We start from the raw sequence: 13,427 nt of genomic DNA, 5'->3' as shown, positions 1-13,427 counted from the left end.
CATCCCGCAGGGATGCGCTCTAAAGTTTTTCTGGTTCTTTTTGTTCACAAAAAGAACAGTCCACTCCCGGGCAAAAAACGATAATCGAATGGCCTAAGCCTTACCCGCGCGTTTGCGATCCGTTTCAGAGAGCAAGATTTTACGCATCCGGATCGAAGTCGGCGTAATTTCCGCATATTCATCCTCCTGAATATATTCCAGCGTCTCTTCGAGCGAGAAAACCACCGGCGGCGACACCGTCGATTTTTCGTCCGAACCCGAAGCCCGCATATTCGTCAGCTTCTTCGACTTGCAGACATTCACGCAAATGTCCTCGGCCCGTGTACTCTCGCCGATCACCTGCCCGGCATAGACCTCGTCGCCCGGCGAAATAAAGAACCGGCCGCGATCCTGCAATTTACTGATCGCATACGCGAAAGCCGTACCGCTCTCCGCTGCGATGAGCGAGCCGTTGGAACGCCCTTCGATCTCGCCCCGATACGGTTCGAACCCTTTGAACCGGTGCGCCACCACCGCCTCGCCCGCCGTAGCCGTCAGCAGATTGCTCCGCAGGCCGATAATCCCCCGCGCCGGAATATCGAAATCCAAATGCGCCCGCTCGCCCCGATGATCGATGTGCAACAGCACCCCTTTCCGCCGCGTGGCCATCTCGATCGCCTTGCCCGCCATCTCCTCCGGCAGGTCGACCGTCAGGTGCTCGATCGGTTCGCACCGCTGCCCGTTGATGACCTTGTCCACCACCTTCGGCTGCCCCACCTGCAACTCATACCCCTCGCGCCGCATCGTCTCGATCAGGACGCTGATGTGCAGCACCCCGCGTCCGAACACCCGGAACGAATCGGCCGTCGCTCCCGGCTTCACCTTCAGCGCCAGATTCTTTTCCAACTCCCGATCCAGCCGCTCCTTGATGTGCCGCGACGTCACGTACTTACCCTCCTTGCCGAAAAACGGCGAATCGTTGATCGTGAACAACATACTCATCGTCGGCTCGTCGATCGCAATCGGCGTGAGTTGTTCCGGATTCTCGAAATCGGCAATCGTATCCCCGATCTCGAACCCGTCGATACCCACCACCGCGCAAATATCGCCGCACTGCACCTCCTCGACCTTCTGCTTGCCGAGTCCCTCGAAAGTCATCAGCTCGCGGATTTTCGACTTTTCGACCGTTCCGTCACGCTTCACCAGCGAAACGTTCTGTCCCGCCTTCAACGTCCCGCGGCTCAAACGTCCCACGGCAATCCGTCCCACGTAAGGCGAATATTCGAGCGACGTAATCAACATCTGCGGCGTCCCTTCGACCACCTGAGCCGTCGGAATCTCCTCGATGATGCAGTCCAACAGCGGAATGATATCCGTCGTCGGCGTCTTCCAATCCGTAGACATCCACCCATTCTTGGCACTCCCGTAGATGGTCTTGAAATCGAGCTGCTCTTCCGTCGCATCGAGACTGAACATCAGGTCGAAAACCTGTTCGTTCACCTCGTCCGGCCGACAATTCTGCTTATCGACCTTATTGATGACGACAATCGGTTTCAGCCCCATCTCCAATGCCTTCTGGAGCACGAACCGGGTCTGGGGCATCGTCCCCTCGAAAGCGTCCACCAGCAGCAACACGCCGTCCGCCATATTGAGCACCCGTTCCACCTCGCCACCGAAGTCTGCGTGGCCCGGCGTGTCGATGATATTGATTTTGTAGTCCTTGTAATGGATCGATACATTTTTCGCCAGAATCGTAATCCCCCGTTCGCGTTCGAGGTCGTTGTTGTCGAGAATCAAAGTCTGCGACTTCTCCTGATCCCGCACCAGCTTGGCCTGAAGGATCATTTTATCCACCATCGTCGTCTTTCCGTGGTCGACGTGCGCAATAATTGCGATGTTTTTGATTTTCTGCATCTTGTTGAAATAAATCCGCCCACCCCGTTCCACAACAGGCTGCGCGGCCACAAAAGTAGCGGTTTCGGGGCAGATTATCAGCCTGATTGACAAAAAAAGTTGATCTTTGCAATCATGAAACGAATCGAACGGGTATCGCTCATCGGTTTGGGAGCCGTCGGGAGCGTGGTGGCGACCCGGCTGGCCGACAGCTTGGGCGACCGCTTTACGATTATTGCCGATGCCGCACGACAGGAACGGTTGCGGAACGAAGGCCTGCTTTTCAACGGACGACGTTACGACTTCGCGCTGACCGACAAAGACGAGCCCAAAGAGCTGATTCTCATTGCCACCAAAGCCTCGGCCCTACCCGAAGCGCTCGATGCCGCTGCACCTTTCGTGGGGCCCGGAACCATCGTGCTCTCGCTGCTGAACGGTATCGAAAGCGAAGAGACGGTAGCAGCGCGTTTTCCCAAGGCTCATGTGCTCTACTCCTATTTTCTGGGCCATCCGAGTCTGCGCGAAGGGAATCGGATTACGCACGACGGAAACTTCCGCATCTATTTCGGCGAAGCGCAAAACCTCACGCTGTCGCCTGAAGCCGAACGAGTCGGGCAGCTGTTCGAGCTGGCCGGTATTCCGTATGAAATTCCGCCGGATATGCGGTCGGCCTTGTGGCAGAAGTTCGTCATCAACATCGGTTGCAACCAGACCACTGCCCTGCTCCGCTCTCCTTACGGACACCTGCAACGCAACGACCGGGCCATGACGCTGGCCGTCGATCTGATGACCGAAGCGGCGGCTGTCGCCCGGGCGATCGGCATCGCACAGGCGGACGAGATGGTCGAGCGGGCCGTAGAAGTCATTCGTGCGATGAACCCCGACGGCAAGAGCTCCATGTTGCAGGACGCAGAGGCGGGTCGGCCGACCGAAATCGACATCTTCGCCGGGACGCTCTGCCGACTGGCGGACGAGCTGCGGATCCCCGTCCCGTTGAATCGGGCCGCCCTGCGAATTTTATCGGCCCAATAACAACCGATTATCAGAAATAACACCTATTTTTGTCATATATTTTCATCCAAATATCCACTAATAAATGAAGAGATTCTTCCTCGCAATCGCCGCTGTAGTAGCACTGGTTGCCTGCTCCGGCAAAACCGGAATCGAAAAAGAGTTGGTCGGCGCTTACAATGCGGAACTTGTATTGCCCGACTCCTTATTGGATGACACCACAGCAAGAAAGGCTGTGGAGATATTCTTACAATCCAAAATAGAGATGGACTTCCATTCGGACGGAACTATCCAAACGACGAAATCGCTGGGAGAAAACTCCGACACGGCAACGGGAAAATGGGAAATCAGAAACGACAGCCTGTTTATCCGGTGGAGTGAAACCAAAATACAAAATTGTCAATTGACGAAAACCGATGACGGTTTTATACTGAGCAATGACGGGTTGGATCTGGTGCTGACTCCGAAAAAGTAGTCCGTACCGAACTCGGCGCATCGTATCATAGCAAGTGCGGTTCCTCTGTATTACCACAGGAATCGCACTGCTGTTTTATCTGGCATACAATTTGCGCGGCAACTTTTCAGTCTATCGCCTCGTTCTCATGGAAACGACTCTCGCACACCACATAGCCGCCGTCGTGGCCGGTCTGGCCAGCGGTATCGTCAGCGAAATCGGAGGAGCCGGGTCGCTCATCTCGCTGCCGATGCTGATCGGATTGGGGCTGCCTCCCAGCGTGGCCAACGGTACGAACCGGGTGGGCGTGATGACGCAATATACGATGGGATACATCCGCTACCTGACCCATCGGCGCATTCCGCACCGCGAAGCGGCCATTCTGTCGGTCACCTTAGTGCTGGGCGCCATAGCCGGCGCTTTTTTCGCCGTCCGGATCGCCGGCGTCATCTTCAACTGGATCTTCATCGGGGTGATGATCCTCACCATCCTCTTCACCTTTTTCTCGCCTCCGCCGGCCGACCGGCCCGACAAAACGGCCGATCCCGTGGGGCGGTCGCGCCTGGCGGACTACGGCATCTTTCTCCTGCTGGGACTCTACTGCGGCATGATTCAAGCCGGAATGGCCTACCTGATGTATTACGTGCTGGTCACGCGGCTCCACACCGAGACCCGAACGGCCGACGCGATCAAAACCTATATGAGTATGATCGTCACGCCGTTCGCCCTGGCCGTCTTCGTCTGGTTCGGTCACATCGACTGGGAGCTGGGCGCCTGCGTCGCTCTCGGCGGCGGATTCGGAGGCTGGGTGGGCGAAAAATTCGTCGAACGCAAAGATACCCGGACGGTCAAAGACTGCTTCATGGTCGCCCTGATCCTGTCGGTCATCTATATGCTCCTTTTCGTCCAGCTCCATTTTCACGACGGAATCATGTATCTTTGAAATCCATCTTGATCACATCCGACATGACGACGCTTTCCGACAAAACGCTCGACCTGATTCGCCTCGACGACCACTCCCACCCGCTGGCCGAAGCGGCTTGGGCGATCTACGAACAGAGTTTCCCGCTCTGCGAGCAGCGACCTTTGGCGGAACACCTGCGAGCTTTAGGCGACCCGGCCTTTCATTACCACCTGTTGATCGAACGGGGCCGACTGGTCGGTCTGCTTTCGTGGTGGGACTGGGAGACCGACGAGGGGCAACGGTTCCGGTTCGGCGAACACTTCGCCATCGCGCCCGAAAAACGGGGCGGAGGATACGGTTCGCAGGCGCTGAAACTGCTTCAGGGGGACGGCTCCCGGCTGTTGTTGCTGGAGATCGACCCGCCACAGGACGAAGTCTCGCGCCGCCGCGAACGTTTTTATCTGAGCAACGGGATGTGCCCCAACTACGACTACGACCACGTCCATCCGTCGTTCCGCCCGACGACCGAACCTCACCGACTCTTTCTGATGAGCTATCCCCGACCGCTCACCGAAGCGGAATTCCGGGCTTTCCAACGATTCAACAACGAACGGGTGCTCAGCTACTCCGAACGCAAGTAATTCCGAGGCCTCCGACGCTTCCGAGAAAATTATTTTCCCGCAAAACTAAAATTATAGTTGTAGTTATCGAAACTATAACTATCTTTGTAGTACCAAAAACGGAATACCGCATGAAAAAGAGAGAAAAACCGACCGAACTGACCCGGGCCGAGCTGGAGGTGATGCAGATCGTATGGCGGCTGAAGGAAGCTTTTCTGGGCGAAGTGGTCGAGGAGTTTCGCGAACCGAAACCGGCGTATACGACCGTCTCGACAGTCATACGGACATTAGAGGCCAAAGGGTTTCTGGCCCATCGGGTGGTCGGGAAGAGCCACCGGTACTATCCGGCGGTGGGGCGCGACGAATACCGGTCGCACTTTATGCAGCGCGTGGTGCGCAACTTTTTCAACGATTCGCCGGGACAGGTGCTTTCGTTTCTGGCCGAGAGCGGTTCGCTGACGGTCGAGCAGTACGAAGAGCTGAAGCGAGTGGCCCGGCAGCTGGTGGAAACTTCTGAAAAATAACCCCTTCCAAACGTTTGCGTCATGTTTTCTCAAGGATACCTGATCGATGTCCAGTTGTGCATCGCGGCTTTGTGGCTGTTTTATGCCCTCCTGCTTCACCGGCATATTCCGCTGGGAGCGGCAAGAGGATACCTGTTGGGAATGTTTCCCGTAGGCTTGTTGTTGCCGCTGCTGCGTATCCCACTGTTACCGGCGCGGAAGGTTGCGGAGATGGTTTTTGTCGACACCACCGGATTTCCGGTACCGGAAACGATGGAGATGCCGGCAGTCGCTGTACCGGCGCCTATAGATTGGGGATTTTGGCTGGCCGTGCTGTACGGAACCGGGGGTGTGCTCTTCGTGGGACTTCAAGTGGTCGGGATCGTGCGCGTAGTGCGGCAAATCAGACATACCCGCATCGGAGAGGTGCTCTTTTCGCACAAAGTGGCGGGGGCTTACTCCGTTTTCGGGCGCATCTTCGTCGATCGACGATTCGCAGACTCACCGATGCTGGATTCGATTCTGGCCCACGAGCGCAGCCACATCGCTTACGGACACTCGTTCGATCTGTTGTGGATGAATCTGTGGCGGGCCGTGCTGTGGTTCCATCCGGCAGCCTGGCACTGCGGCCGGTTGATCCGCGAAATTCATGAATTTCAGGCCGATCGGGCGGTACTCCGCGAGGGGAACGCCATCGGGCCTTACATAGACCTTTTAATCGGCACGGAGGCAGGCATTTATCCCGGGACGGCCAACGCACTGTGCTATTCACTCACCAAAAAACGACTCAAAATGATGACACCTCGTGCAAACAGGAGCCGCCTCGGAGGCTACCTCCGACTGGCCTCTCTACCCCTCTTCACCGGTGCGCTGCTGGGCGCTTTCTCGCTCTCGACAAAAGCTGCCGCGCCGGCTCCGTCACAACCGCAGCCCGCCGAAACCGCTTTGCCGACGGTCGACACGCTGGACTCCAAAACCCTCTTCGAAGAGCCGGTCGAAGTACATTATCTCGACGGTCGAAAAATTCAGGAACCGGAATTCGACACACTTCGTGAATTGCTCGCCGAAGCCAAAACGATGATAAAAGACGGTCGAAGCCTTAACTCCGAAACACCTCGGGAACAACCGGCGGACTCTGCCGCCGGAACAAAGACTCATCAAGTGGGGGAGATCATCACCGTGCGGGTCACTCCCAAGGCCGACACTTCGAAAGTACCGCCGATCTACATCGTCGATGGCGTCGAATGCATCAAACAGGAAGTAGAGAAACTCGACTCTGAGGAATTTGAATCCATCACGGTTCTCAAAGGAGAAACTGCCATCCGTGCATATGGCGAACGGGCACGCGGAGGGGTCATCAGCATCACGACCAAAAATGCCAAGAATTCATCGGGGCGATATGCTGTACGGACGGCTTCAACAAACGAAATCGACAAATTAAAGCAGGAAAAAATCTCCGTTTTATCGAATAGCGGAGACGGCGCTCCGGCCCTGGCACTTTCGCAAGGTTCGCTCATCATTCAGCCTTACAATCAGAGAGATAAAAATTCAGCGACAAACTACAAAAACGGGAACGTCACGGTTTATCTGAGTAAAAAAGAACAGGAGGAGGGGGTGACGGTGGCCACGAAGCTCCTGAAAGATTGCCCCGAACGCTTCTACCTCGACAGCGAGAACAACTGGGTGCGCAATCGAAAACCGGTCAAAGTGATTCTTCACCGAGAGGCCGTCCCGACAAAAACGTCCACACCGAAGCGTCACTCTCGGGTCATCCCGGATTCGGTGCTTTTCAAAGAACTTCCCGGCAGCAGCTATCAGCGCATCGAAGACTGATACTCTCCATCAGCGGGGATTGCCTGTCGGCAATCCCCGCTTTGCCAATAATTCTCTACCTTTGCGGCCGGATATTTAGATAACCCCCAATGGTGAAAGACAAATTATGGACCGGCAGTTTCTGGGCGGCCTGCGGCGCGAACTTTCTGATGTTCTTCGCCTTCTATATGCTGCTGCCGATCCTCCCGATGTTTCTGGCCGACCGGTTCGCCGTCACGAAATCAACCGCCGGGCTGATTCTTTCGTCCTACACCATCATGGCGCTGCTCTTTCGGCCTTTCGCCGGGTTCATGGTGGACAGCTTCCCGCGAAAACCGCTCCTGTTGATCTGCTACACCTTTTTCATCTCCTACTTCGGCGGCTATATGCTGGCAGGCGTGCTGACGGCGTTTATCATCCTGCGGGCGACGCATGGAATGGCGTTCGGCATGGTGACCGTCTCGGTCAACACCGTGGCGATCGATGTCATGCCGGCCTCCCGACGGGGCGAAGGGATCGGCTATTTCGGCGTATCGACCAATCTGGCTATGGCCATCGGCCCGATGGCGGCCCTGATGATTCACGACGCCACGCCCGATTATAACTGGATTTTCGCGACCGCTTTGGGAGTGGGATTGATCGGATTGTGCGTCGGTTCGTTCGTGCGCGAGAAGAAGACCGAAGCCGTGGGAGCCAAACAGACCTTGTCGCTCGACCGTTTCCTGCTGCTCAAAGGGATTCCGGGGGCGGTGACGACACTCTTCCTTTCGTTCGCTTACGGCGTGCTGAGCACCTATGTGGCCGTGTATGGGGTCGAAGAGGTGGGGCTGACCAGCGGAACGGGGATGTTTTTCGTCTGCCTGTCGGGCGGACTGGTCGTATCGCGCCTGATATCCGGAAAACTCATCAACCGGGGCTATCTGACGGCGGTCAGCAAGGCCGGCATAGTGCTTCTGATCGCGAGCTTCCTCTGTTTCGTTTTCCTGAAACACCCGCTGTCGTTCTACGGATGCGGCGTTTCGATCGGCGTGGGGTACGGCCTGCTCTGTCCGACGCTCCAGACGATGTTCATCAATCTGGCCCACCACAACCAACGCGGAACGGCCAATGCCACCTACCTGACTTCGTGGGATTTCGGCGTGGGATCGGGGGTTTTGTTAGGGGGGATTATCGCCCAGCACACCTCCTACTCGTCGGCTTTTCTGCTCGGCACCTTCTTGCTGTGCATCGGACTGACGCTCTTTTTGCTGTGGGCAGGCCCCTATTTCAATCGAAATAAGTTGAGGTAAACACAACGGGGGCGAGTTTTTCGAAAAAAAACTCGCCCCGGCTCTTTATTTGGTCTGTTGCAGGGTGGAAAACCGCCACCAGGCGATACACATCCACAAGGTACAAAGTCCCAAAATAATCAGATTCAGCATCACCACCCCGTTGATCCGAGACAGTTCGACCCACGTCAGGTAAGGTGCCAGCGTCACCATGAAGCTCAACGGATTGCATAGCACGAATTGCACCAACACCGTCCACAAAAACGGGTGTCGCCGGAAGAGCGCCGCCCCGGCCAGAAAAAAAGCCATCGTGGAGAGAACGTGCAATCCGTACAGACTCATCATCAGGCCCCACCAGGAAGCCCGGGAACTCTCCACAACGGATGCCCAACCCTTCGCAAACAAGGTAAACAGATCATCGAACCCCAGCCATTCCGCCCAAAACAGGTCGTTCAACCCGACAATCGCCAGCAGAATAACCGGCACGGCCACGAAATTTTTCAACACCACCCACACGAACTTTTCGCTCTGCGCCGCCGGCACCATAAACGCCTCGACCGCCCGGCCGTGAGAGGAATAGCGTCTGAAACTGCGCGATAGGTTGAACATCACGGCAATCCCCCACCCTACTCCGACGATCATCCGCGGCACGAGATAGCCGTACATGTCATGCACCTCCTTGCGTCCGAAAATCGTATCGGTGTTCCAAGCCATATAGATCATCAGGCAAAAGAGCAGGCAACCGCCCAGCCTCAGCCCCCAGGCGCGCCGCTCACCCGCCAGTTCGGCCCGAGCCACCTGGCCCAGCCGTCTCCAGGAAAATGAATCTTTCATACGTTTCAGCCCCGATTGAAAAGATTTTTAATCGCCTCGCGATTGGCAACCGCAGCGTTGAACAACAACTCCATATCCAACGGCGAATCCGCTCCCGCCTCGTTCGGTCGCACTCCCCATCGTCCGTGAATGGTCTCTTCGGCATACAAGGCCGGCTCGTTCTCCTCCAGCCGCACGAACTGCAACCGCCGGGTAATCTCATCCGTCGTGGCGTTCAGCAAGATTTCGCTGCCGTCGAGCACCACCACCGAGTCGATCAATCGATCCAGATCGCGCACCTGATGGGTCGAAATCACCACCGTCCGCCCCTCGTCCATCGCCGCAGCGACCACCCGCCGAAAAACGCTCTTCGACGGAATATCCAGCCCGTTGGTCGGCTCGTCCATCAGCAACAACGGCGTCCGGCAGGCAAGGGCAAAAGCGATGCAGGCCTTTTTCTTCTGCCCGAGCGACATCCGATGAAACGGCTGGGTCTCCGACACCTCCAACTCGCGCATCAGGTCGGCCAACTGTTCATGCGAAAAATCGGGATAAAAGCAACCGTACACCCGGGCATATTCCCGCATATTCATCCGCGGCAGGTCGAACTCCTCGGGCACCAGAAAAATCTGAGACAAAAAGGTCGGTTCGCGCCGTTTCGGCGTCCGGCCCAAGACCGACACTTCGCCCGCCTTCGGAAACAGCAATCCCGCCGTCAGCTTCAGCAGCGTGCTCTTCCCCGCCCCATTCTTCCCCAGCAGACCGTAGATCGCTCCGCGGCGCAGGTCGAAGTTCAAACCGTGGAACAACCGCTCGTTCCGATAACTGAACGATACATCTTGAAATCGTATCATGCGTTTTTCAAATTTGATTTCGGATTATTTTTTCAGCGGCCTTTTCAGCAAGAGCCACCGGCCGAAAGTCAGGCCGAAGAGCGTCCAAATAACTAATTTGATGACGACTACCTCCCATCGCCAATATGATGATTGAGCGAACCCGAAATAATTGACGATCTCGGTAAAGAGCATGACACTATAAGCCCAACCCAATCCCCCGAGCACCGTCCGGCGCGTCCAGTTCTCGCTGTTGAAAAGTTTCATGGGAAAGATTTTTCCCTGCAAAATAGCCCTTTTTGCCCAAACCGCCAACTTATCGGCGGAAAAATTTATCTTTGTCTGCCATGCAAAACAACTCTCTTACCCGGATTCCGTGGCTCGATTTATTGCGCATCACGGCCTGCTTCCTGGTAGTCTTCTCCCACAGCGGCGACTTCTTCGTCGCCCGCTTCGATGAAGACCGGACAGCCTTTCTGTCGGGCGTCTGCTGGGGCAGCCTGATGCGCGCCTGCGTACCATTGTTCGTCATGATCTCCGGCGTACTGCTCCTGCCGGTTCGGACGGATATGGGAACTTTTTATCGCCGGCGACTGGGACGCATACTCGTACCGCTGCTCTTCTGGAGCCTGCTGACCCCCCTTTTCTACCGGGCCTACGGACACGCCGAAGGGGCGAATGCCGTTTACTATATCGCCTCGTTCCCGCTGAACTTCAATTATGTCACCACGCCGCTGTGGTACCTCTATATGTTGGCAGGGCTCTACCTGATTCTGCCGATCGTCTCGCCGTGGGTGGCGCAGGCCTCGCGGAAAGACTTGAAACGATTCCTGTACCTATGGGGATTCACCCTCTTCATTCCTTATATCCGAGTTCTGGCCCCGTTCTTCGGCTACGTCGGCAACTACGGACACACCGGTATTTTCGGCGAGTGCGACTGGAACCCGTTCGGGACATTCTACTATGTCAGCGGCTTTCTGGGATACCTGATTTTGGCCCACTATTTAAACCTCTACCCTTCCCGCCGGTCTAAGAAACAGATACGCATTCGATCGGCCATCTGTTTTGTGACAGGATACGCCCTGACCTGCGGCGGATTTATCTGGACACAGCGCTACTTCCCGACCGACTACGCCTACCTCGAAATCCCGTGGTTTTTCACCGGATTCAGCGTCTTTTTGATGACCTACGGCGTATTCACGGCTTTACAGACGGTTCGGATTTCGAACCCGCGGACGCAGGCCCGGCTCGGACGGTGGGCGTCGCTGACCTTCGGAATCTACCTGTGCCACTTTTTCATCGTACAGGTGACATACGATTTCGTGAAACAGTACGTCGAATGGCCGCCTTACCTCCAGATACCGTTGATCGCTGCAGCGACTTTCGCGGTTTCGGCCGGTGTGGTACGGTTATTGCAGAAACTGCCTTGTCACAAATACTTAATCGGATAAAAGTCATGAAAAAAATGCTTTTTATCGCTTCGGCACTCCTGATGATCGGTGCCGGGAGCGCATGGGCCCAGGGAACAGACCTCGACAAACAGATTCCGTACGTCGAAATCAGCAGTTCGGCCGATACGGCGGTGATGCCCAATAAGTTCCGCATCGCAATCGGCATTTCGGAGGCACCGAGCAAAGGGAAGACCACCATCGCCGAGCTGGAACGATCGTTGGCCACGGCGCTCGACGCTGCCGGAGTGGACATCAAAAAACAACTGGTCATTACCAGCCAGTCCAATGCCAGCGGCAAACGGAAAGATGTCTACCAATACAAGAACTACCTCTTGACGCTGACCGAGCCGAATCAGGTGGAAGCCGTTTTCAATGCTTTGCAGACGAACGGCATATCGAACGCCTCGTTGAGCCAGAGCACGCGCAGCGATTTGCGGGAGCTTCAGGCACAGGTTCGTGTCAAGGCGATGCGGAATGCTCAGATCACCGCATCGGAACTCGCTGCTGCGCTCGGACAGCGGATCGGCAAGGCGATCTACATTCAGTCCTACTCGTCGGCTCCGGAAGCCGGTCTCGTCATGCTGCGCAGTAAGGCTGCCGGGGTGATGACCGGAAATGCCGTTCAGGACGATGCCATGTCGAACCTCCGGTTCAACGACGTGCGGGTGAACCAGAATGTCACGGTACGCTTCGTGTTGGAATAATTTAACAGATTCCACCGATTCTGTTCATCCTTTCACAAAACAGCGGGTAAATCCCGCTGTTTTTCGTATATTGCGCTCGGAAACGGAATTACGAAAAATTTTTAATAACCCTTCTATGACTTTCGACATCGAGATGATCCAGCGGCGGTATGCCACGATGCCCGACGGAGTCGATCGGGCGCGGCGGACGACCGGTCATGCCCTGACGCTGGCCGAAAAAATCCTGCTGACGCACCTCGCCGACGACACCCAGCGACCGGTTTTCCGACGCGGCGAAGACTACGTCCATTTCGCTCCGGATCGGGTGGCCATGCAGGATGCCACGGCACAGATGGCCCTGCTCCAGTTCATGAATGCCGGACGCGAGCGGGTGGCGGTGCCGACTACGGTGCACTGCGACCACCTGATTTTGGCCGATCGGGGGGCAAACATCGACCTAGCGGCTGCCCGGGAGGTCAATCGGGAGGTCTATGACTTTTTGTCGTCGGTGTCGAACAAATACGGAATCGGATTCTGGCGACCGGGAGCCGGGATTATTCATCAGGTGGTGCTCGAAAACTACGCCTTTCCGGGCGGGATGATGATCGGCACGGACTCGCATACGCCGAATGCCGGCGGGCTGGGGATGATCGCCGTGGGGGTCGGCGGAGCCGATGCCGCGGATGTGATGGCCGGAATGGCGTGGGAGTTGAAGATGCCGCGCATTATCGGCGTGCGGCTGACAGGGCGGCTGGGCGGCTGGACATCGCCGAAAGATGTGATTCTGAAGCTGGCAGGCATCCTGACCGTCAAAGGGGGGACGAACGCCATTATCGAATACTTCGGGCCGGGGACGGAGACCATCTCGGCGACCGGGAAAGCCACGATCTGCAACATGGGCGCGGAGGTGGGAGCGACGACCTCGCTCTTTCCGTACGACGCACGGATGGGCGACTACCTGCGGGCGACCGGGCGGAGCGACGTGGCCGAGCTGGCCGACGGAGTGGCTGCAAGTTGTTTGCAAGCGGACGCTACGGTGCTGGAGCATCCGGAACGGTACTACGACCGGGTGATCGAGATCGATCTTTCGACGCTGGAACCGTACATCAACGGGCCGTTCACGCCGGATGCGGCGGCACCGATCTCGGAATTCGTGCGTATGGCTCGCGAAAAGGGCTATCCGGAACGGATGGAGGTCGGACT

The 13,427-nt window shown here is 56.6% G+C and carries 14 protein-coding genes; 10 read left to right on the top strand and 4 right to left on the bottom strand.

The features are described from left to right. Positions 1–93 precede the first annotated feature (93 nt). Positions 94–1,893 (bottom strand): translational GTPase TypA, encoded by a 1,800-nt coding sequence (gene typA, locus QZ302_RS05525; protein ID WP_294593431.1) that lies wholly within the window; start codon positions 1,891–1,893, stop codon positions 94–96. Positions 1,894–2,007: 114 nt separating this feature from the next. Between typA and QZ302_RS05520 the strand changes: the two genes are divergently transcribed. The 7 genes from QZ302_RS05520 to QZ302_RS05490 all read left to right on the top strand — a co-directional run bounded on the left by QZ302_RS05520 (position 2,008) and on the right by QZ302_RS05490 (position 8,465). Next, complete coding sequence (locus tag QZ302_RS05520) at positions 2,008–2,904, top strand: ketopantoate reductase family protein (RefSeq protein WP_294593429.1); 897 nt, start codon at positions 2,008–2,010, stop codon at positions 2,902–2,904. Positions 2,905–2,968: 64 nt separating this feature from the next. Beyond that, positions 2,969–3,358, top strand: a complete 390-nt coding sequence (locus QZ302_RS05515; RefSeq protein WP_294593427.1) for a hypothetical protein — start codon at positions 2,969–2,971, stop codon at positions 3,356–3,358. A 127-nt stretch (positions 3,359–3,485) separates the two neighbouring features. Continuing rightward, a complete protein-coding gene (locus QZ302_RS05510; RefSeq protein ID WP_294593425.1) occupies positions 3,486–4,280 on the top strand; it encodes a sulfite exporter TauE/SafE family protein in 795 nt (264 codons plus the stop codon). Next, a complete protein-coding gene (locus tag QZ302_RS05505; protein ID WP_294593424.1) occupies positions 4,277–4,882 on the top strand; it encodes a GNAT family N-acetyltransferase in 606 nt (201 codons plus the stop codon). The genes QZ302_RS05510 and QZ302_RS05505 overlap by 4 nt, the downstream gene beginning before the upstream one ends. Before the next feature lie 110 nt (positions 4,883–4,992). Next, on the top strand, positions 4,993–5,385 hold the full coding sequence (locus QZ302_RS05500; protein ID WP_294593422.1) for a BlaI/MecI/CopY family transcriptional regulator: 393 nt from the start codon (positions 4,993–4,995) through the stop codon (positions 5,383–5,385). 21 nt (positions 5,386–5,406) lie between these two features. Further along, positions 5,407–7,197: a hypothetical protein gene (locus tag QZ302_RS05495; RefSeq protein WP_294593420.1), complete on the top strand. Its 1,791-nt coding sequence runs from the start codon at positions 5,407–5,409 to the stop codon at positions 7,195–7,197. 89 nt (positions 7,198–7,286) lie between these two features. Next, positions 7,287–8,465: an MFS transporter gene (locus QZ302_RS05490; protein WP_294593418.1), complete on the top strand. Its 1,179-nt coding sequence runs from the start codon at positions 7,287–7,289 to the stop codon at positions 8,463–8,465. 45 nt (positions 8,466–8,510) lie between these two features. Here the strand turns inward: QZ302_RS05490 and QZ302_RS05485 are convergent, their stop codons facing one another. Genes QZ302_RS05485 through QZ302_RS05475 form a run of 3 tightly spaced genes read right to left on the bottom strand, consistent with a single transcriptional unit; the run spans position 8,511 to position 10,357 of the window. After that, on the bottom strand, positions 8,511–9,278 hold the full coding sequence (locus QZ302_RS05485) for a hypothetical protein (protein ID WP_294593416.1): 768 nt from the start codon (positions 9,276–9,278) through the stop codon (positions 8,511–8,513). A gap of 5 nt (positions 9,279–9,283) precedes the next feature. Continuing rightward, positions 9,284–10,111: an ABC transporter ATP-binding protein gene (locus QZ302_RS05480; protein WP_294593413.1), complete on the bottom strand. Its 828-nt coding sequence runs from the start codon at positions 10,109–10,111 to the stop codon at positions 9,284–9,286. Between the two features lie 24 nt (positions 10,112–10,135). Further along, a complete protein-coding gene (locus QZ302_RS05475; protein WP_294593412.1) occupies positions 10,136–10,357 on the bottom strand; it encodes a hypothetical protein in 222 nt (73 codons plus the stop codon). 80 nt (positions 10,358–10,437) lie between these two features. Here QZ302_RS05475 and QZ302_RS05470 point away from each other — a divergent pair, with 80 nt between their 5' ends. The 3 genes from QZ302_RS05470 to QZ302_RS05460 form a co-directional block, all read left to right on the top strand. Continuing rightward, the gene (locus QZ302_RS05470) at positions 10,438–11,541 is read left to right on the top strand and encodes an acyltransferase family protein (protein ID WP_294593409.1); all 1,104 of its coding nucleotides are present in this window, start codon (positions 10,438–10,440) and stop codon (positions 11,539–11,541) included. Positions 11,542–11,546: 5 nt separating this feature from the next. Next, positions 11,547–12,245, top strand: coding sequence for an SIMPL domain-containing protein (locus tag QZ302_RS05465; protein ID WP_294593406.1), 699 nt, complete (start codon positions 11,547–11,549; stop codon positions 12,243–12,245). A gap of 115 nt (positions 12,246–12,360) precedes the next feature. Then, on the top strand, positions 12,361–13,427 hold a 1,067-nt coding region (locus QZ302_RS05460), incomplete at its 3' end, for an aconitase family protein (protein WP_294593404.1).

It is taken from the genome of uncultured Rikenella sp. (assembly GCF_910579375.1).
Taxonomy (GTDB): Bacteria; Bacteroidota; Bacteroidia; order Bacteroidales; family Rikenellaceae; genus Rikenella.
Note: the sequence above shows the minus strand (reverse complement) of the source record. Positions and strands in the feature narration are given on the sequence as shown.

Coding starts and splice junctions, on each gene's coding strand:
- typA (WP_294593431.1), bottom strand. CDS start 1,893: ATGCAGAAAATCAAAAACATCGCAATTATTGCGCACGTCGACCACGGA.
- QZ302_RS05520 (WP_294593429.1), top strand. CDS start 2,008: ATGAAACGAATCGAACGGGTATCGCTCATCGGTTTGGGAGCCGTCGGG.
- QZ302_RS05515 (WP_294593427.1), top strand. CDS start 2,969: ATGAAGAGATTCTTCCTCGCAATCGCCGCTGTAGTAGCACTGGTTGCC.
- QZ302_RS05510 (WP_294593425.1), top strand. CDS start 3,486: ATGGAAACGACTCTCGCACACCACATAGCCGCCGTCGTGGCCGGTCTG.
- QZ302_RS05500 (WP_294593422.1), top strand. CDS start 4,993: ATGAAAAAGAGAGAAAAACCGACCGAACTGACCCGGGCCGAGCTGGAG.
- QZ302_RS05495 (WP_294593420.1), top strand. CDS start 5,407: ATGTTTTCTCAAGGATACCTGATCGATGTCCAGTTGTGCATCGCGGCT.
- QZ302_RS05490 (WP_294593418.1), top strand. CDS start 7,287: ATGGTGAAAGACAAATTATGGACCGGCAGTTTCTGGGCGGCCTGCGGC.
- QZ302_RS05485 (WP_294593416.1), bottom strand. CDS start 9,278: ATGAAAGATTCATTTTCCTGGAGACGGCTGGGCCAGGTGGCTCGGGCC.
- QZ302_RS05480 (WP_294593413.1), bottom strand. CDS start 10,111: ATGATACGATTTCAAGATGTATCGTTCAGTTATCGGAACGAGCGGTTG.
- QZ302_RS05475 (WP_294593412.1), bottom strand. CDS start 10,357: ATGAAACTTTTCAACAGCGAGAACTGGACGCGCCGGACGGTGCTCGGG.
- QZ302_RS05470 (WP_294593409.1), top strand. CDS start 10,438: ATGCAAAACAACTCTCTTACCCGGATTCCGTGGCTCGATTTATTGCGC.
- QZ302_RS05465 (WP_294593406.1), top strand. CDS start 11,547: ATGAAAAAAATGCTTTTTATCGCTTCGGCACTCCTGATGATCGGTGCC.